General features: G+C 73.0%; 15 protein-coding genes and 5 tRNA genes. 10 read left to right on the forward strand and 10 right to left on the reverse strand.

What is annotated here, in order from left to right; all coding sequences use genetic code 11:
* Positions 1 to 23 precede the first annotated feature (23 nt).
* From AC07BS_RS18835 to purS, 4 genes are all read right to left on the reverse strand, one after another.
* Positions 24 to 866, reverse strand: a complete 843-nt coding sequence (locus tag AC07BS_RS18835) for a sterol carrier family protein (protein ID WP_478933264.1) — start codon at positions 864 to 866, stop codon at positions 24 to 26.
* 87 nt (positions 867 to 953) lie between these two features.
* The gene (purL, locus tag AC07BS_RS18840; protein ID WP_478933265.1) at positions 954 to 3,203 is read right to left on the reverse strand and encodes a phosphoribosylformylglycinamidine synthase subunit PurL; all 2,250 of its coding nucleotides are present in this window, start codon (positions 3,201 to 3,203) and stop codon (positions 954 to 956) included.
* A complete protein-coding gene (purQ, locus tag AC07BS_RS18845; protein WP_478648855.1) occupies positions 3,200 to 3,883 on the reverse strand; it encodes a phosphoribosylformylglycinamidine synthase subunit PurQ in 684 nt (227 codons plus the stop codon). Before purQ ends, purL begins: the two co-directional genes overlap by 4 nt.
* Complete coding sequence (gene purS, locus AC07BS_RS18850) at positions 3,880 to 4,125, reverse strand: phosphoribosylformylglycinamidine synthase subunit PurS (RefSeq protein ID WP_478648857.1); 246 nt, start codon at positions 4,123 to 4,125, stop codon at positions 3,880 to 3,882. Before purS ends, purQ begins: the two co-directional genes overlap by 4 nt.
* Before the next feature lie 316 nt (positions 4,126 to 4,441).
* Here purS and AC07BS_RS18855 point away from each other — a divergent pair, with 316 nt between their 5' ends.
* The 10 genes from AC07BS_RS18855 (at position 4,442) to AC07BS_RS18900 (ending at position 9,433) form a co-directional block, all read left to right on the forward strand.
* Entirely contained in the window at positions 4,442 to 4,759 is a 318-nt protein-coding gene (locus tag AC07BS_RS18855) for a histone-like nucleoid-structuring protein Lsr2 (protein WP_478648860.1), read from the forward strand.
* 183 nt (positions 4,760 to 4,942) lie between these two features.
* Positions 4,943 to 5,014 (forward strand) — tRNA-Gly (locus AC07BS_RS18860).
* Between the two features lie 45 nt (positions 5,015 to 5,059).
* Positions 5,060 to 5,131 (forward strand) — tRNA-Gly (locus AC07BS_RS18865).
* Between the two features lie 54 nt (positions 5,132 to 5,185).
* A tRNA-Gly gene (locus tag AC07BS_RS18870) sits at positions 5,186 to 5,257 on the forward strand.
* Between the two features lie 78 nt (positions 5,258 to 5,335).
* Positions 5,336 to 5,408: transfer RNA gene (locus AC07BS_RS18875), tRNA-Gly, on the forward strand.
* A 144-nt stretch (positions 5,409 to 5,552) separates the two neighbouring features.
* Complete coding sequence (locus AC07BS_RS18880) at positions 5,553 to 6,503, forward strand: ABC transporter ATP-binding protein (protein WP_478933268.1); 951 nt, start codon at positions 5,553 to 5,555, stop codon at positions 6,501 to 6,503.
* Entirely contained in the window at positions 6,503 to 7,261 is a 759-nt protein-coding gene (locus tag AC07BS_RS18885; protein ID WP_478933270.1) for an ABC transporter permease, read from the forward strand. The genes AC07BS_RS18880 and AC07BS_RS18885 overlap by 1 nt, the downstream gene beginning before the upstream one ends.
* Before the next feature lie 41 nt (positions 7,262 to 7,302).
* The gene (locus AC07BS_RS18890; protein WP_478933272.1) at positions 7,303 to 8,688 is read left to right on the forward strand and encodes a sensor histidine kinase; all 1,386 of its coding nucleotides are present in this window, start codon (positions 7,303 to 7,305) and stop codon (positions 8,686 to 8,688) included.
* Between the two features lie 44 nt (positions 8,689 to 8,732).
* Complete coding sequence (locus AC07BS_RS18895) at positions 8,733 to 9,326, forward strand: response regulator transcription factor (protein ID WP_478649231.1); 594 nt, start codon at positions 8,733 to 8,735, stop codon at positions 9,324 to 9,326.
* 34 nt (positions 9,327 to 9,360) lie between these two features.
* Positions 9,361 to 9,433 (forward strand) — tRNA-Gly (locus AC07BS_RS18900).
* A 55-nt stretch (positions 9,434 to 9,488) separates the two neighbouring features.
* Here the strand turns inward: AC07BS_RS18900 and AC07BS_RS18905 are convergent.
* The 6 genes from AC07BS_RS18905 to purD all read right to left on the reverse strand — a co-directional run bounded on the left by AC07BS_RS18905 (position 9,489) and on the right by purD (position 17,572).
* Positions 9,489 to 10,895 (reverse strand): sensor histidine kinase, encoded by a 1,407-nt coding sequence (locus tag AC07BS_RS18905; protein WP_478933274.1) that lies wholly within the window; start codon positions 10,893 to 10,895, stop codon positions 9,489 to 9,491.
* Positions 10,892 to 11,617 (reverse strand): response regulator transcription factor, encoded by a 726-nt coding sequence (locus AC07BS_RS18910; RefSeq protein WP_478933276.1) that lies wholly within the window; start codon positions 11,615 to 11,617, stop codon positions 10,892 to 10,894. The genes AC07BS_RS18905 and AC07BS_RS18910 overlap by 4 nt, the downstream gene beginning before the upstream one ends.
* A 100-nt stretch (positions 11,618 to 11,717) precedes the next feature.
* Positions 11,718 to 12,617: a phosphoribosylaminoimidazolesuccinocarboxamide synthase gene (locus AC07BS_RS18915; protein ID WP_478648875.1), complete on the reverse strand. Its 900-nt coding sequence runs from the start codon at positions 12,615 to 12,617 to the stop codon at positions 11,718 to 11,720.
* A 68-nt stretch (positions 12,618 to 12,685) separates the two neighbouring features.
* Entirely contained in the window at positions 12,686 to 14,164 is a 1,479-nt protein-coding gene (locus AC07BS_RS18920; protein WP_478933278.1) for a N,N-dimethylformamidase beta subunit family domain-containing protein, read from the reverse strand.
* A 174-nt stretch (positions 14,165 to 14,338) separates the two neighbouring features.
* Positions 14,339 to 16,006 carry a hypothetical protein gene (locus tag AC07BS_RS18925; RefSeq protein ID WP_478933280.1) on the reverse strand — a complete coding sequence of 556 codons (1,668 nt, stop codon included), beginning with the start codon at positions 16,004 to 16,006 and terminating at the stop codon, positions 14,339 to 14,341.
* A 315-nt stretch (positions 16,007 to 16,321) separates the two neighbouring features.
* Positions 16,322 to 17,572: a phosphoribosylamine--glycine ligase gene (gene purD / locus AC07BS_RS18930; RefSeq protein ID WP_478933405.1), complete on the reverse strand. Its 1,251-nt coding sequence runs from the start codon at positions 17,570 to 17,572 to the stop codon at positions 16,322 to 16,324.
* Positions 17,573 to 17,588: the final 16 nt, after the last annotated feature.

Raw genomic sequence — 17,588 nt, forward strand, 5'->3', positions numbered from 1 at the left:
CTCTTCGCTCAAGTGAGCAAAGCTCAGATGAGCAAAGGAAGTTGATCGGAAAGGTCGGCCCGCTCCCCGCTCGCGGACACGACGGCGTCACCCACGGCGGAATCCCAGCTCAACCGGCCCGTGGCGAGGCGGATCCAGGTCAGTGGATCGGTCTCGACCACGTTCGGCGGGGTGCCGCGGGTGTGCTTCGGCCCCGCCACGCACTGAACAACGGCGAATGGCGGGATGCGGACCTCCACGGACCCACCCGGGGCCCTGGCCGCGAGGGTGTCGGCGAGCAGCCGTGTGACAGCCGCCAGCGCCTGCCGGTCGTGCCGTACGGGCACACCGGTGGCATCCGCCAAGTCCTGGGCGTGGACGACGATCTCGACCAGCAGCGTCACCAGCAGATCGAGGACCGTCATGGCGCCGAGACGGGTCCGCGCGACCGCCGCGGGATCCGTTCCCGCGACAGCGTCGACGGCCCCCGAGGCGGCCTCGCGCAGCCGTGCGGCGATCACCGCCGGCGGTTCCGCGGCGAGCGCGTCGGCAGCCGCCGACGCCTCCTCCGCGATCTCGCCGGCACGTGAACTCGCCAGCCCCGCATAGTCCGTGAGGGTGAATCCGGAGCGCGCGGAGCCGGCCGTCGCACCCGCCTCGGCGAGGTGGTGCGGCAGCGTCTCCAGCACTCCGGTGATGTGGGCGACCAGCGCGCGGACGCTCCACTCCCCCGGCCGCGTGGGCGCGTCGAGCGTCGCCCGCGCGTCCGGCGCGGCGCACAGCGCGTCCACCGCGTCGCATACGACCCGGACCTGCCCTTCCAGGGCAGCGCTCACCTTGGCGGGGTCGTAACGACGGGGGCGCGGTCTGCGCGGAGTGGAAGGCATGACCACGAGCGTAGGCCCGCCCTCCGACAACGGCCGGGACCAGCAGGGGGAACCGCCGGTCCCGACCGGTGCCGTGGCACCGTCCGGCTAGCCGAACAGAGCCGGGATGGTCGACTCGTGAGCCTCCCGGAGCTCGTCCAGGGAGATCGTGAACTGGCCCTGGACGTCGATCGTTTCACCGTCGACGACGCCGATGCGCGTCGCCGGAAGACCGCGCGCGCCGCACATGTCGCCGAAGCGCAGCTCCTCGCTGCGCGGCACGGCGACGACCGCGCGGCCCGCGGACTCGGAGAGGAGGAACACGAACGGGTCCATGCCGTCGGGGACGACCAGGCGGGCGCCCTTGCCGCCGCGCAGGCACGACTCGGCGAGGGCCTGGATCAGACCGCCGTCGGACAGGTCGTGCGCGGCGTCGATCATCCCGTCGCGGGAGGCCGCGATGAGGATCTCGGCCAGCAGCTTCTCCCGGTCGAGGTCCACGGCCGGCGGCAGGCCGCCGAGGTGGTCGTGGACCACCTGCGACCAGGCCGAACCGCCCAGCTCCTCCTTGGTGTCGCCGAGGAGGTAGAGCAGGTGGCCCTCTTCGGAGAAGGCCATCGGCGTCCGGCGGTCGACGTCGTCGATGACGCCCAGCACCGCGACCACGGGGGTCGGGTGGATGGCCGTCTCGCCGGTCTGGTTGTAGAGCGAGACGTTGCCGCCGGTCACCGGGGTGCCCAGGGCCAGGCAGCCGTCCGCCAGGCCGCGCGTGGCCTCGGCGAACTGCCACATGACGGCCGGGTCCTCCGGCGAACCGAAGTTCAGGCAGTTGGAGATGGCCAGCGGACGGGCGCCGGTGGCGGCCACGTTGCGGTACGACTCGGCGAGCGCGAGCTGCGCGCCCGCGTACGGGTCGAGCTTGGCGTAGCGGCCGTTGCCGTCGGTCGCAACCGCGACACCGAGTCCGGTGTTCTCATCGATGCGGACCATTCCCGAGTCCTCGGGCTGGGCGAGCACGGTGTTGCCCTGCACGAAGCGGTCGTACTGGTCCGTGATCCACGACTTCGAGGCCTGGTTGGGGGAGGAGACGACCTTGAGGACCTGCTCACGCAGCTCGTCGGCGGTCTCCGGGCGGGCGAGCTTCGCGGCGTCGTCGGCCTGGAGGGCGTCCTGCCACTCCGGACGGGCGTACGGGCGCTCGTACACCGGACCCTCGTGGGCCACGGTGCGCGGCGGCACGTCCACGATCTGCTCGCCGTGCCAGAAGATCTCCAGCCGCTCGCCGTCGGTCACCTCACCGATGACGGTGGCGATGACGTCCCACTTCTCGCAGATCTCCAGGAAGCGGTCGACCTTGTCCGGCTCGACGATCGCGCACATGCGTTCCTGCGACTCGCTCATGAGGATCTCCTCGGGCGAGAGGGTCGCGTCCCGCAGCGGCACCCGGTCCAGCTCCACGCGCATACCGCCCGAACCGGCGCTGGCCAGCTCGCTGGTGGCGCAGGACAGACCGGCGCCGCCGAGGTCCTGGATGCCGTCGACCAGGTCCTCGCGGAAGATCTCCAGGGTGCACTCGATGAGGAGCTTCTCCTGGAAGGGGTCGCCGACCTGCACGGCGGGCCGCTTGGCGGGCTTACTGTCGTCGAAGGTCTCGGACGCCAGGACCGAGACGCCGCCGATGCCGTCGCCGCCGGTGCGGGCGCCGTAGAGGATCACCTTGTTGCCGGCGCCGGAGGCCTTGGCGAGGTGGATGTCCTCGTGCTTCATCACACCCACGCACAGGGCGTTGACCAGCGGGTTGCCCTGGTAGCAGGAGTCGAAGACGACCTCGCCGCCGATGTTGGGCAGGCCCAGGCAGTTGCCGTAGCCGCCGATGCCCGCGACGACGCCCGGCAGGACGCGCTTGGTGTCGGGGTGGTCCGCGGCGCCGAAGCGCAGCGGGTCCATGACGGCGACGGGGCGGGCGCCCATGGCGAGGATGTCGCGGACGATGCCGCCCACGCCGGTGGCCGCGCCCTGGTAGGGCTCGATGTACGACGGGTGGTTGTGCGACTCGACCTTGAAGGTGACCGCGTAGCCCTGGCCGACGTCGACGACGCCGGCGTTCTCGCCGATGCCGACGAGGAGCGCGTCGTTCTCGGGGGCCTTGTCGCCGAACTGGCGGAGGTGGACCTTGCTGGACTTGTACGAGCAGTGCTCGGACCACATGACGGAGTACATCGCCAGCTCGGCGCCGGTGGGACGGCGGCCGAGGATGGTGCGGATGCGCTCGTACTCGTCCTGCTTGAGGCCGAGTTCGGCCCAGGGCTGCTCGGTGTCCGGGGTCTCGCCTGCGTGCTTGACGGTGTCGAGGCTCATGTCGCGTTGACCAGCTTCTTGAGGATCGAGGTGAAGAATCCGAGCCCGTCCGTACGACCCGTGCCGACGCCCGGCTCCACGGCGTGCTCGGGGTGCGGCATCAGGCCGACGACGTTGCCGGCGGCGTTGGTGATGCCCGCGATGTCACGGAGCGACCCGTTGGGGTTGACGTCCAGGTAGCGGAAGGCGACGCGGCCCTCGGCCTCCAGCTCGTCGAGGGTGCGCTCGTCGGCCACGTAGCGACCGTCGATGTTCTTCAGCGGGACGGAGATCTCCTGCCCCGCCTCGTAGTCGGCCGTCCAGGCGGTGTCCGCGTTCTCCACCCGCAGCTTCTGGTCGCGGCAGATGAAGTGCAGGTGGTTGTTGCGCAGCATGGCGCCGGGCAGCAGGTGGGACTCGGTGAGCACCTGGAAGCCGTTGCAGATGCCGAGGACCGGCATCCCGGCCCTGGCCTGGTCGATGACGCTCTCCATGACCGGCGAGAAGCGGGAGATCGCACCCGCCCGGAGATAGTCGCCGTAGGAGAAACCGCCGGGCAGGACCACGGCGTCCACCTGCTTGAGGTCCTTGTCGCGATGCCAGAGCGGCACGGGCTCGAGCCCGGCGATCCTGACGGCCCGCTGGGTGTCGCGGTCGTCCAGGGTTCCGGGGAAGGTGATGACTCCTACGCGTGCGGTCACGAGTCCACTCGCACGGTGTAGTTCTCGATCACGGTGTTGGCGAGAAACGTTTCCGCCATCTCGTGGATACGGGCGAGGGCGGCCTCGTCGACCGGGCCCTCCACCTCGAGTTCAAAGCGCTTGCCCTGACGGACGTCGGCGATCCCCTCGAAACCCAGGCGTGGCAGCGCGCGCTGCACCGCCTGGCCCTGCGGGTCGAGGATCTCCGGCTTGAGCATGACGTCGACTACGACGCGTGCCACTGGCACTCCCGGTGTGTGGTGCGTGAGCTGAAGCGGTGATGTCAGAGTACAGTCCCGAAAAATCTACGCGCATAGATATGCTGGGCTTATCCTTCGCGTTTACCCGGGACGGCTCGGGACCGCTCGGAAAAAATTCCGGAAAAACACCGGAAGATCGCATCGTCGCGATTGCGGCGGGGCACACCGACGGAATTAACTGGGCTTCGCCATGCATTGCCTTTTGTTGTACAAATGAATATGTATTGACCGAGAACAACAGCAACCCTCACATCGCCGCAGGTCAACGCGGTGATACCGGCCGAAAGGACCCATTTCCGTGGCGCAGCGCGTAGTGGTCACACTCTCCGACGACATCGACGGCGGGGAAGCCGCGGAGACCGTCACGTTCGGGATCGACGGCAAGTCGTACGAGATCGACCTGAACACTGCCAATGCGAAGAAACTGCGAGGCGTCCTCGCGCCTTACATGGACGCCGGCCGCAAGCAGTCCCGGTCGGGCCGGGCCTACCGCCGCACGGCCGTCGCCCCCGACCCCGCCGCGGTCCGGGCGTGGGCCCGCTCGCGCGGCATGGAGGTCCCGCCGCGCGGCCGCATCCCCAAGAAGGTCTACGAGGCGTTCAACGAGGCGGCCTGACCGCACGGCGGAGGCCCTCCGGCACCGGGCGCGGCGGGCTCCGCCGCCCCGGCCGGGACCCTGGGCCGAACGGGTGACGGAGGCCTCCTCGGTCCCGACTTGCCAAGAGCCCCGGATGATCAGCTAGAGTCTGGATCACGCCGAGGGGCAAGGCCGGGAAACGGGCCCGAACTTCGGGGTCATGCGGGTGTAGCTCAGTAGTAGAGCGCCCCCTTTCCAAGGGGGAGGCGCAGTGTGCGATTCCTGTCACCCGCTCTGACCGTCCAGCCAGTCACACATGTGACTCGGCGGGATGGACGCGCGGGTGTAGCTCAGTAGTAGAGCGCCCTCTTTCCAAGAGGGAGGCGCAGTGTGCGATTCCTGTCACCCGCTCTGACCGTTCGACCGGCCACGTACTCCACGTACGCGGTCCGGAAGGATGGGCGCGCGGGTGTAGCTCAGTAGTAGAGCGCCCCCTTTCCAAGGGGGAGGCGCAGTGTGCGATTCCTGTCACCCGCTCTCATCGCTTTACCGACCACTCCGGTGGATCAGGTAGAGTGGTGCACGCGCCGCCCGGTGAGAGCCGGTCGGAGGCATGCGGACGTAGCTCAGTTGGTAGAGCACCACCTTGCCAAGGTGGATGTCGCGAGTTCGAGTCTCGTCGTCCGCTCAGAGGGAGAAGGCCCCGGTCATCGCGACCGGGGCCTTCTTCGTGTGCGCTGTGCGTGGTGTGCGCCCGCCCGATGACATTCGTCATCCCAGGTCATGACAGGCCGCACTGCCCCGGGGCCGGAACGGCCGGGAGCCTTGAAGCATGGACTTCGGGGAGAGTGTGATCGAGGTCTCAGGGCTGCGGCGGAGGTACGGGCAGCGGTCCGGGGACAAGGGATTCGACGCGGTGCGGGACGTCTCCTTCACCGTGCGGCGCGGAGAGTTGTTCGCCCTGCTGGGGACGAACGGAGCGGGCAAGACCTCCACGGTCGAGCTGCTGGAGGGGCTCGCCCGGCCCACCGGCGGCCAGGTCCGCGTGCTGGGCCACGATCCGTACACGGGGCGGCGCGCGGTGCGCCCGCGGATCGGGATGATGCTCCAGGAGGGCGGCTTCCCCTCCGAGCTCACCGCCGCCGAGACGGTGACGATGTGGGCGGGGTGCACGACGGGCGCGCGGCCCGTCGACGAGGCCCTCGGTCTCGTGGGGCTCACCGCCCGCCGGGACGTCCGGGTCAAGCAGCTCTCGGGCGGTGAGCGGCGCCGGCTGGACCTCGCGCTCGCCCTGCTGGGGCGGCCCGAGGTGCTCTTCCTCGACGAGCCCACGACGGGCCTCGACCCCGAGGCGCGGCACACCACGTGGGAGTTGGTGCGCCGGCTGCGCGACGAGGGCACGACGGTCCTCCTCACCACCCACTATCTGGAGGAGGCCGAGGCACTGGCCGACCGGCTGGCGATCATGCGCGAGGGCCGCATCGTCGCCGACGGGACGCCCGCCGAGGTGATCGGCGCGTATCCGGCCCGGATCCGCTTCGCGATGCCGGACGGATGGTTCGTCGGGGATCTCCCGCCGCTGGCCGAGCTCGGCGTCCTGCGGCACGAGGAGACGGGTGGACGCATAGAGCTGCAGACCAAGGAGCTGCAGCGCACCCTGACCGGACTGCTGGTCTGGGCACGGGACAAGGACGTCGGGCTGGACGGGCTCGACGCGCGGACCGCCTCGCTGGAAGAGGCGTTCCTGGCCATAGCGGGCGCGACGCCGGGGAGGGGCGAGTGATGACGGGCGGACGGGTGCTGGCACTGGGGCGGGCGGAGCTGACCCTGCTCGGGCGCAACAGGATGGCGCTGTACATGGCGCTGCTCATGCCCCTCACGATGGTGTGGGTCATGAGCGGGGGGATGGAGCGGGTCGATCTCGACAAGGCCGGCATGACGGCCCACGAGGTGCTGCTGACGGGAGCCTTCGGTTACATCCTGCTCTTCGCGGTCTACCAGAACCTCGTCAGCGCCTATGTGGCACGGCGCGAGGAGCTGGTCCTGAAGCGCCTGCGCACGGGCGAGGCCGGCGACGCGGAGATATTGGCGGGCACGGCCCTGCCGGCCGTGACGGTGGCGCTGGCCCAGTGCGTGCTGCTGGTCGTGGCAGGCGTCGCGTGGCTGGATCTGCGGGGCGTCGCGCGGCCCGATCTGGTGGCGGCCGGACTGGTGCTGGGCATAGTGGTGAGCGTCACATGCGCCGCGCTGACGGCGGGTTGGGCGAAGACGGTGGAGAGCGCCCAGCTGGTCACGATGCCGCTGTTCCTCGTCTCGCTGCTCGGCTCGGGGATCTTCCTGCCGCTGGAGGTCATGCCGGACACGGTGGCGGAGGTCTGCCGGCTGCTGCCGCTGACGCCGGTGATCGAGCTGGTGCGCGGTGGCTGGCTGGGCGGCATGGACGCGGCCGCGGCCCTGCGGGCCCTGGGGACCGCGGTGGCCTGGTCGGCACTGGGCGTGTTTGCTGTACGACGATGGTTCCGGTGGGAGCCGAGGCGCTGAGCCCCGGCCCGCCGGGCACGGGACGAGGGGGACGGGGGCACATGGGTGTGCGGTCGCGGGTGCGCGAGTGGCGGGGGCGGAGCCGGGTCGCCCAGGTCGACAGCTACATGCGCTGGACGCTCTACGGCATCCCCTGGCTGTTCCCGCTGATCAACGCCATCGCGTGGGTGACCGACCCGGAGGGCAGGCCGCCGCTGGCCTGGCTGCTGATGAGCCTGTGCCTGCTCCAGTGCGCCCAGGGGATGGGGCTCCTCCGGCGGTCGCTGGGCCACTATCTGCGGAAGCGGGCCAAGCCCTGGAAGTGGCTGGCCTGGGCGGTGGTGCTGTTCGCGGCCACCCTGGTGGCGTTCATCCTGCTGCTGCGGCACGAGGGCCCGGCGCACATCGCCGCGAACACGACCCTGCTCATGCACGCCGGGCTGGTGGTCTTCGGCTCGTACAGCCTGTTCACCCGGCGGATCCGCAGCTTCCTGGCCGGCTGTCTCGGGGCGAGCGTCGCCACCGGCGCCCTGCTCGGCGCGTGGGCGGGCTCCCTGGACGGCGGGATCGCGGTCGCCGCGGCGCTGCTGTTCCTGGCGGTGTGGAGCATGAGCACCGTGCGGTCCTCCGCCTGGTTCCTCGCCGTGCTGTGGGAGGTGGAGGCCGCCCGGGGGACGCAGGCGCGGCTCGCGGTGGCGGAGGAGCGGCTGCGGTTCGCCCGGGACATGCACGACGTGCTGGGCCGGAATCTCTCGGTGATCGCGCTGAAGAGCGAGCTCGCCGTGCAGCTGGCCCGGCGGGGCTCGGGGGCGGCGCTGGATCAGATGACCGAGGTGCAGCGGATAGCGCAGGAGTCGCACCGGGAGCTCCGGGAGGTGGTCCGCGGCTACCGCCGGGCCGATCTCCACACCGAACTCGTCGGTGCGAAGGGAGTGCTGGCCGCCGCCGGCATACGGTGCCGCGTCGACGACCGGGCAGGCGGGGCCCTGCCCCCGGCGGTCCAGTCGGCCCTGGCGTGGGTGACCCGGGAGGCCACGACGAACGTGCTGCGGCATGCCGAGGCGAGCCGCTGCGCGGTGCGGCTGAGGGTCGTGGACGAGGTGGCGGTCCTGCGCATGGAGAACGACGGGGTGCGCGAGGCCCCCGCGCCGGCGGCGGGCGAGGAGTCCGGCGGCGGCTCGGGGCTGGCAGGTCTGCGGGAGCGGCTGACGGCGCTGGGCGGGACGCTGACGGCGGAGCCCGGGGATCATGGGACGTTCCATGTGACCGCGAGGATTCCGCTGGCCCGGCCGGAGGGCACGGACGCGGACGACGACCCGGACACGGACCCGGACGGCGAGGAGCCCGGCCCGCCCCCGGAGGCCACTCGGGCGGACGACCGGCCGTCCGTGGTCGACGCCGCCACCGGCGCCACCACCGCCGTCCGGCCGGAGAGGAGCATCGCGTGAACGGGGGCGACGGGGCCCTGGGCGGGGCCGCACCGATCAGGGTCATGCTCGCGGACGACGAGCATCTGATCCGCGGGGCGCTGGCCGCGCTGCTGGGGCTGGAGGACGACCTCCGGGTCGTGGCCGAGGCCGCGTCGGGGCCCGAGGCGATCGCGATGGCGAAGGCGCACCGCCCGGACGTGGCGGTGCTGGATCTTCAGATGCCGGGTGCCGACGGTGTGATGGTCGCCACATCCCTGCGGTCCGAACTACCGGCGTGCAGAAGCATGATCGTGACCGGCCATGGCCGGCCCGGGCATCTGAAACGCGCCCTTGAGGTGGGAGTGCGGGGGTTCGTCCCTAAGACCGTGTCGGCCCAGCGGCTCGCCGAGATCATTCGCACGGTGCACGCCGGAAGCCGCTATGTGGACCCGGAGTTGGCGGCCGACGCGATCAGCGCCGGGGATTCCCCGCTGTCCGCGCGGGAGGCGGAGCTGCTGGAGCTGGCGGAGGACGGGGCGCCGGTCTCGGAGATCGCGGAGCGGGCTTCGCTGACGCCCGGAACGGTCCGCAACTACCTCTCCGCGGCCGCCGCGAAGCTGGGCGCGGAGAACCGTCATGCGGCGGCGCGCATCGCACGTGCTCAAGGTTGGCTATAGTGGTGTCCGCACCGCACGAGAGCGCGGGGCGAATGCGGACGTAGCTCAGTTGGTAGAGCACCACCTTGCCAAGGTGGATGTCGCGAGTTCGAGTCTCGTCGTCCGCTCAGAGAACGAAGGCCCCGGTCGGAAGACCGGGGCCTTCGGCGTTTTCCCCCTCCCTCACTCCTGCCCTTCGGGGAAGCTCAGGCGGAAACGGGCGCCGCCCCCGGGGGCCTGTTCGGCGGAGAGCTCGGCGCCGTGGGCGCGGGCGATCTGGCGGGCCATGGCCAGGCCCAGCCCGGAGCCCGGCAGCGCGCGGGCCTGGCGGGAGCGGTAGAAGCGGTCGAAGACGTGCGGCAGGTCCTCGTCGGAGATGCCGGGCCCGTGGTCGCGGACGGTGAGGTCGAGTGTGCCGCCCACCCGCGCGAGAGTGACCTCGACCACGGCGCCGGGCGGGCTGAACTTGGCGGCGTTGTCCAGCAGGTTGGACAGCAGCCGGGCGAGCCGGGCGGGCACGCCCGGGACGGTGGCCTCGGCCAGGTCGGCGGTGAACACGGTGGCCGGCCAGTGTCCCCGCGCGGCGGTCACACAGCGCTCGGCGAGCCGGTCCAGCCGCACCCGCTCCACCAGCGCCTGCGGCTCCTCGTCGCGCGCCAGCTCGATCAGGTCGTTGACCATGCCCGTCACCTCGCGCAGCTGGCGGCCCAGCGCGTCCGAGGCCCGCTCGCGCTGGGCCGGGGACAGCCGCTCGGCGCGCGCGAGGAGTTCGGCGTTGGTGCGCAGCGCGGTGAGCGGGGTGCGCAGTTCGTGGGAGGCGTCGGCGACGAGCCGGCGCTGGGCGGCGACGGCCTCCTCCAGCTCGCCGAGCATGGTGTTGAAGCTGGTCGTGAGGCGGGTGATCTCGTCCTGGCGGCGTGCCTCGTAGGGCGGCAGCTCGATGCGGTGGGCGGGGTCGCGGGTGGCGGCGATGCGTTCGGCGGTGGCGGTGAGCCGGGTGACCGGCCGGAGGGACGTCCGGGCGGCGAGGTGGCCGAGCACCGCGGCGAGGAGGACCCCGGCGGCGCCCACCGCGCCGAGGTAGAGCCCGGCCTGTTCCACGCTCTGGTCGACGGTGTCGGAGCGGGCCGCCACCTGGAGGGCCCGTCTCTCCCGGCCCGGCAGCGGGGTGGTCAGCATGCGCATGGGGCGGCCGTGGTGGGTGATGTCGCTGTAGTACGCGCCGAGGGTGCCGGCGGCGACGCGCCGCGTCGCCCCGGTGACCGGCAGCACGAGGCCGCCCTGGCCGGGCGCGGCCGGGTCGGCGCGCACGATCTGGGCGCAGGCGGGGGCGGCCCGCCAGGCGCACTGGTCGTAGAGCACGCCGTCGCCCGCGCCGGAGCGCCCCTGCTGGGCGATGAGCCCGGCCTGCTGTTTGAGCTGGAGGTCCAGCTGGCGCACCAGCTCGTACCGGATGACGACATAGGCGCCGGCCAGGGCTCCGAGGGCGACGAGCGCCACCGCGGCGGAGGTGACGAGCGTCAGCCGGGTGCGCAGCGGCCTGCGGCCGAGCAGTCCGGTGCGCGGGCCCGCGCCCGTCCGCCCGCTCATGGCCGGTCCAGGCGGTAGCCGACGCCGTGCACGGTGTGGACGAGGCGGGGCGCGCCGCCCGCTTCGAGCTTGCGCCTGAGGTAGCCGATGTAGACGGCGAGGGAGTTGGACTCGGGGCCGAAGTCGGTGCCCCAGACGCGTTCCTGGATCACCTCGCGCGGCAGCACCTGCCCCGGGTGCCTCATCAGCACCTCCAGCAGCGCGAACTCGGTCCGGGTGAACTCCAGGGCCCGCCCGGCGCGCTCCCCGCCGCGGGTGACGGTGTCGACGCGGAGGTCGCCGAAGACCAACTCGTGCCCCTCCCCCGCCGGTTCGGCGGGGGCCGCCCGGCGCAGCAGGGCCCGCAGCCGGGCGAGCAGCTCGTCCAGCGCGAAGGGCTTGACGAGGTAGTCGTCGGCTCCGGCGTCCAGGCCCGCGACGCGGTCGGAGACGGCGTCGCGGGCCGTGAGGACGAGGATCGGCGTCCGGTCGCCGAGCTCGCGCAGCCAGCGGCAGACGCCGAGGCCGTCGAGCACGGGCATGGCGAGGTCGAGCACGATGGCGGCGGGCGGGGCGCTCGCGACGGCGGAGAGGGCCTCCAGTCCGTCGGCGGCCGCGCGCACGGCGTAGCCCTCGACGGTGAGGCTGTCGACGACGGCGGCCCGTACGTCGGGGTCGTCGTCCACGACCAGGACGAGCGTCGACGTCTCGGGCATGGCGCCTCCGGCGGGGGTGCGGATCATGGGTGGCTCATGTGCGGTCCCACGATGGCACGCCCCGTCTGAGAGGCCTCTTACGGTCCGTCATGCCCAGGACGTGTCCGTCCACGCCCAGGACCTGCCGTTACGACCAGGACGTGCCCGTCAGGCGCTCGTACGCCTCCACGTACTTCGCGCGGGTGCGCTCGACGATCTCGTCCGGCAGCTCGGGCGGCGGGAGCTGGCCGTGGCGGTCCCAGCCCGAGGCCGGCGAGGTCAGCCAGTCGCGGACGAACTGCTTGTCGAAGGAGGCCTGGGGGCGGCCCGGCTCCCAGGAGTCCGCGGGCCAGAAGCGGGAGGAGTCGGGGGTCAGCACCTCGTCGGCGAGGACCAGCTCGCCGTCCGCGAAGCCGAACTCGAACTTCGTGTCGGCCAGGATGATGCCCCGGTCGCGGGCGATGTCGCGGGCGCGGCCGTAGACGGCCAGCGTGGTCTGGCGGAGCAGCGCCGCGGTCTCCGCGCCGACCTGGCGGGCGGTCTCCTCGTAGGAGACGTTCTCGTCGTGCTCGCCGACCTCGGCCTTGGTGGCCGGGGTGAAGATCGGCGAGGGCAGTTCGGAGCCGTCGACCAGGCCCTCGGGGAGGGCGAGGCCGCAGACGGTGCGGGTCTGCTCGTACTCGGCGAGGCCGGAGCCGGTGAGGTAGCCGCGGGCGACGCACTCGACCGGGACCATGTCCAGGGAGCGGCAGACCAGCGTGCGCCCGGCCCAGTCGGCGGGGGCGCCGTCCGGCAGGTCGGTGGAGAGGACGTGGTGGGGGACGAGGTCGCGCAGCCGGTCGAACCACCACAGGGACAGCTGGGTGAGGACGCGCCCCTTGTCGGGGATCTCGGTGGGCAGCACCCAGTCGTAGGCGGACATGCGGTCGCTGGCGACCATCACCAGCCGGCCTTCCGCGTCGCGGTAGAGGTCGCGGACCTTGCCCGTGTGCAGGTGCTCGAGGCCCGGCACCTCGATCGGCTTGGGCTTCTCGACGAATCCGGACACGCGTCCTCCTGGTGGTTTGTCCAAACACCTCGATTCTGCCGTACGCCGGGGCGGGGCTCCGCCCGGGGTCAGGCGCGTTTGCAGATGCGGTCCAGGAGGTTGGCCGTGGCCCGCTGGATCCGGGCGTCCACATGGCCGGGCCGGTCCAGGGCCGGGGACCAGGCGAAGGTGCCGGAGGCGAAGACCAGGGCCCCGCTGGGGGCGCGGTACAGCGAGGTCTCCTGGTGCCGGCGGACGCCGTCGCCGTCCTCGTACGGGGAGTGGGCGAGGAGGATGCGCCCGGTGTGCTCCGGCAGGGCCGTCCGGGGGAAGTAGCGGTCGGCCTCGCCCGCGACGAGGCCGGGCAGCTCGTCGCCCTCGCCGGCGCCGGTGGCCTCCCAGAGCCAGTGGCCGGCGTTGCGGACGACCAGCGGGGCCGGCTCGGGGACCCGGCCGGCGTACTGGATGCCCAGCAGCTGCTGTTCGGGGGGCGCCATGTCGCGCCAGAGCGCCGAGCGGCCGGGGCCGCGGCGTTTGCGGCAGGTCAGCAGATGGTCCGGGCCGGCCGGCGAGGGAGCGAGCTCGACCTGCCAGTACATGGTGTTGGAGGAGAGGAAGACCAGCGAGGTGCCGGCGTCGCGGGCGTCCTCGACGGCGCGCCGCATGGCGGGCGACCAGTACTCGTCGTGGCCGGGGAAGACCATGCCCCGGTAGCGTGCCGGATCGATTCGTCCGGCGTGGAGGTCGCGGGTCTCGGCGTAGGCGAGGCCGTAGCCGTAGCGCTCGGCCCAGCGGATGAAATCGTAGGCGTGGCCCACGTGCAGCGGGAGGCCGGCGCCCGCGTAGGGGCGGTCGAAGGAGACCGTGACGGCGGCGCCCTTCTCGCCGAGGAGCCGGCCGTCCGTGTCCCAGGCGTGGTAGAGGCTGGCGCCCGTCCGGCCGTCCTCGGGGTAGAGGTTGTAGGCCTGCCAGGTGATGTCCGGGAGGACGAGGAGCAGGTCGGCGGGGGCGGTGTCGCGGACCGTGAAGGGGATGTGGCTGCGGTAGCCGTCGGCCGTGGTGAGGACCGCGACATAGGCACCGGTGCTCCAGAAGGACGGGATCTGGAGCCGCCAGGACAGCCACCAGTGGTGGCAGGAGACCGTGCGGTCCACGGTGAGCGGCGGGGGCTGGACGATGCCGGACAGCCGGGGACTGGTGGTGATCTTCGCGGCGCCGACGCCGCCGTAGTGGCCGATGCGGTAGACGTCCACGGCGAACTGCTGCGGGGGGTCCACGGTGATCCGGAAGTCCATGGCCTCCCCGGGGGCCACGGCACTCTCGGTCGCGAAGCCCTTGATCTGGCAGTGGACGTCGTCGGCCGTACGGGGCCCGGGGCGGCGCGGCGGCGGGACGCGGGCGCCGGCCGGGGCGACCACCGGGTCGACGTACCAGGGGATGATCTGGCCGGTGTCGTCGAAGTAGTACTCCCCGCCGCGCAGCCAGGGCAGCGGACCCTGACCGAAGGGGTCGGAGACCGCGTGCGCGAGCGCCCCGGACTCCCAGCGCCGGATCTGCTCCATCCCCATGTGCGCTCTCCCTCCCCTGGATCACCGCATACCCATTCGGTTTCCCAGCAGATCACAGGACACACCCGGCTCGTCACTGTTCGTCGGCAAATTCCCCGGAAGTGATGGCTCTGCCTCTACGCAGAGTCACCGCTTCACCGTCCGTGACGGCGCTCCGGGGCGCCGGCGCCCGGGCTAGCCCAGCCGGACGGGCTTCTCCGGGCGCACTCCGATCTCGCCGAGCCAGGCGCGCAGCGGCTCGCCGTCGCCGTCCTCGATGAGGCTCAGGACCGTGCGGGACAGATCGGCGCGGCGGGCGCCGCCGATCAGCAGGGCCGGGCCGTCCAGCCAGTCCAGGCCGGGGGCGGCGCCGGCGGTGTCCACGGCGGCGCAGCAGACCATGGCCGTCACATGGTCGGTGAGCAGCTCGCGGCCGCTGCGCGGCGGCTGCAGCGGGAACAGCGGGGCCAGTCCGTCGATCCAGGAGCCGGCCGCCGCGCCGAAGGCTCCCCGCTCGGCCGCGTGCGCCTCGCGGGCCGCGTCGCGGGCCACCTCGGCGCTCAGCCGCACCTCCAGCTCCTCGCCGACGCCGCCGCCCGCCGGGCCGGTGAGGCGGTCGAGGACGCGGGCGATGGTGGGCGCGGCGGGTGTGGCGTCCGGGACGAACGGGGGCCTGTTGCCGTCCGGCGTGGCGGACAGCGCGCCGCAGGCGCCGATGTCCTCCAGGACGCGGTGGAGCCGGGCGGCCTCCAGCCGCCATTTGCGGTCCACCACCTCCTCCGGGTACTGGGTCCAGCTGACGGGCGCCCAGTCGGGGCCCGGCTCGGGCGGGCCGCCGTGGAAGAGCCGGGCGGCCAGCAGGGAGGCGGCCTCGTCGATGAGGCCCGGCTCCTCCAGGAGGTCGCAGGCGGGGCGCTCGCCCAGCCGGGAGGCGAAGCCCTCGGCCAGCCGGTCGCGGCGGGAGAGCTCGGTCAGCGCGGAGACCACGCCCGCGTCCAGCCGGCAGGGCCAGCGGCCCATCCGCCAGGCGGGCAGCGCGACGCGGTTGAGCAGCCGGTCCCAGCCGGCGTAGGCGAGGCCGACCTGTTCCTGGGCGACGATCCGCAGGCCGTAGTCCACGGCCTGGGCGCGCTCGGAGGCGGCCGAGGCCACGCCGCGCTCCATCTCGGCGGCGTGATCGCGGCAGGAGCGCAGCAGCACCCGGGCGATCCAGCCGACGAACGCGAGCGCGGGCCGGCCGGCCGCCACCGCCACGGCGGCGTCCAGCCCGCGCACGAAGCGGCGGGCGGCGGCTATGTCGGGGTGGGCGGCCGGGCCCGTGCCCGCCACCACGGGGGCGAGGAGGGCACGCAGCTCGGCGACGCGCATCCACCACAGGAACGGCGAGCCGATCACCAGCACGGGCGCGGCCCCGGCCCGGCGGCGCGGGAGCAGCCGCTCGCGCGGCGGGGCGTGCGCGGGGTGGGTGCGGTCCTCCAGCCAGCTGTCGCAGTCGGGGGTGAGGGCTATGGCCGAGGGGGCCGGGACGCCGAGCCGGTCGGCGAGGTCGCGGACCAGGCGGTAGAGGTCGGGGGCCGTCTCCTCGGGGATCGGGACGGTGGGGCTGAGCGCCGGGCGGGCCCGGGCGACCACGCCGGCCACACCGGCCGCCAGCACCAGGGCCAGCACGGCGAGGGCCGTCACCACCGGGCGGACGACGTCCCAGAAGGCGTCGTCGGGGATGCGGCCCATGGCGGAGCCCGCCGCCAGCACGACCGCGGCCGCCGCGGGCAGCAGGGCGACCGCCAGCGCGGCGCCGCGCACCCGCAGCACGGCGAGGGCTCGGGCGCGCGCGGCGAGCACGCCTGCTTCGGGACCTGCCACGACCGATCACCCCCAGTTGCCTGTAGTGCTCTGCCCAGGTGCCGGCGCGGGGCCGGACGCGGGGCCGACGGCGTCGGCGTCGCTCACCACCCCCACTGTGGCACCGGCCTGTGACATCGCAATGCCGGTGGGCCAGTTGCCGGACGCGCAGCGGGCCTTCGCCGCACCCTAGTTGGGGGTGCGGCACACGTCAGCCGGTTGGCCGAGCGCTCACCCGATGGAATGGCTTTGGGCAAAGGCCCGAGCGCGGGCCGTCAGGACCCGCTCCACCGGTACAGACGTTCGGCGAACAAGGGGGTGGGGCGCAAGGGGGACTCAGGCCGAAGCGGCGGCCTTCGCCGCGATGTCGGTGCGGTGGTGCGAGCCCTCCAGGCGGATCCGGGAGACCGCCTCGTAGGCGCGGTCGCGGGCCCCGGCCAGGCCGGCGCCGGTCGCGGTCACGGACAGCACCCGGCCGCCCGCGCTGACCACCCGGCCCTCGGCGTCGCGCGTGGTCCCCGCGTGGAGGACGTAGGCGTCCTCCACCTCGGCGGCCTCGGCCAGGCCCTCGATCACGTCGCCGGTGCGCGGGGTGCCGGGGTAGTTGTGCGAGGCGACGACGACCGTCACGGCCGCGCTGTCGCTCCAGCGCAGCGGCGGCTCGGCGGACAGATTGCCCGTGGCGGCGTTGAGCAGGACGCTCGCCAGCGGGGTCACCAGGCGGGCCAGCACGACCTGGGTCTCCGGGTCGCCGAAACGGGCGTTGAACTCGATGACCCGCACCCCGCGCGAGGTGATCGCCAGGCCCGCGTAGAGCAGCCCGGAGAAGGGCGTGCCGCGGCGGCGCAGCTCGTCGACGGTGGGCTGGAGCACGGTCCGCAGCACCTCGTCGACCAGCCCGCGGTCGGCCCACGGCAGCGGGGAGTACGCGCCCATGCCGCCGGTGTTCGGGCCCTCGTCCCCGTCCAGGGCGCGCTTGAAGTCCTGCGCGGGCTGGAGCGGGAGGACCGTTTCGCCGTCGGTGATCGCGAACAGCGACACCTCGGGGCCGTCCAGGAACTCCTCGATCACCACCCGCTCGCAGGCCAGCGCGTGCGCCCGGGCGGCGGCGACGTCGGAGGTGACCACGACGCCCTTGCCGGCGGCCAGGCCGTCGTCCTTGACGACGTACGGGGCGCCGAACGCGTCCAGGGCCGCGTCGATCTCCTCGGCCGTGGCGCAGACGTAGCTGCGGGCGGTGGGGACGCCCGCGGAGGCCATGACGTCCTTGGCGAACGCCTTGGAGCCCTCCAGCCGGGCCGCCTCGGCCGACGGGCCGAAGACCGCGAAGCCGCGCCCGCGCAGGACGTCGGCCACGCCGGCGACCAGCGGCGCCTCCGGGCCGATCACCACGAGGTCCGCGCGCAGCGCCGCGGCCAGCTCTGCGACCGCCGCGCCGTCCTGCGCGTCCACGGGGTGCACCTCGGCCACCTCGGAGATCCCGGCGTTGCCGGGGGCGCAGTGCAGCGCGCTGACGTCGGGGTCGAGGGACAGAGAGCGGCACAGGGCGTGTTCGCGGGCGCCGCCGCCGATGACGAGGACCTTCACAGGGGTCACCCTATTG

It is taken from the genome of Streptomyces sp. NPDC044063, assembly GCF_056434285.1.

Coding starts and splice junctions, on each gene's coding strand:
- AC07BS_RS18880 (WP_478933268.1), top strand. CDS start 5,553: ATGGACTTCGGGGAGAGTGTGATCGAGGTCTCAGGGCTGCGGCGGAGG.
- AC07BS_RS18910 (WP_478933276.1), bottom strand. CDS start 11,617: ATGATCCGCACCCCCGCCGGAGGCGCCATGCCCGAGACGTCGACGCTC.
- AC07BS_RS18905 (WP_478933274.1), bottom strand. CDS start 10,895: ATGAGCGGGCGGACGGGCGCGGGCCCGCGCACCGGACTGCTCGGCCGC.
- AC07BS_RS18895 (WP_478649231.1), top strand. CDS start 8,733: ATGCTCGCGGACGACGAGCATCTGATCCGCGGGGCGCTGGCCGCGCTG.
- AC07BS_RS18835 (WP_478933264.1), bottom strand. CDS start 866: ATGCCTTCCACTCCGCGCAGACCGCGCCCCCGTCGTTACGACCCCGCC.
- AC07BS_RS18885 (WP_478933270.1), top strand. CDS start 6,503: ATGACGGGCGGACGGGTGCTGGCACTGGGGCGGGCGGAGCTGACCCTG.
- AC07BS_RS18920 (WP_478933278.1), bottom strand. CDS start 14,164: ATGGGGATGGAGCAGATCCGGCGCTGGGAGTCCGGGGCGCTCGCGCAC.
- purL (WP_478933265.1), bottom strand. CDS start 3,203: ATGAGCCTCGACACCGTCAAGCACGCAGGCGAGACCCCGGACACCGAG.
- AC07BS_RS18890 (WP_478933272.1), top strand. CDS start 7,303: ATGGGTGTGCGGTCGCGGGTGCGCGAGTGGCGGGGGCGGAGCCGGGTC.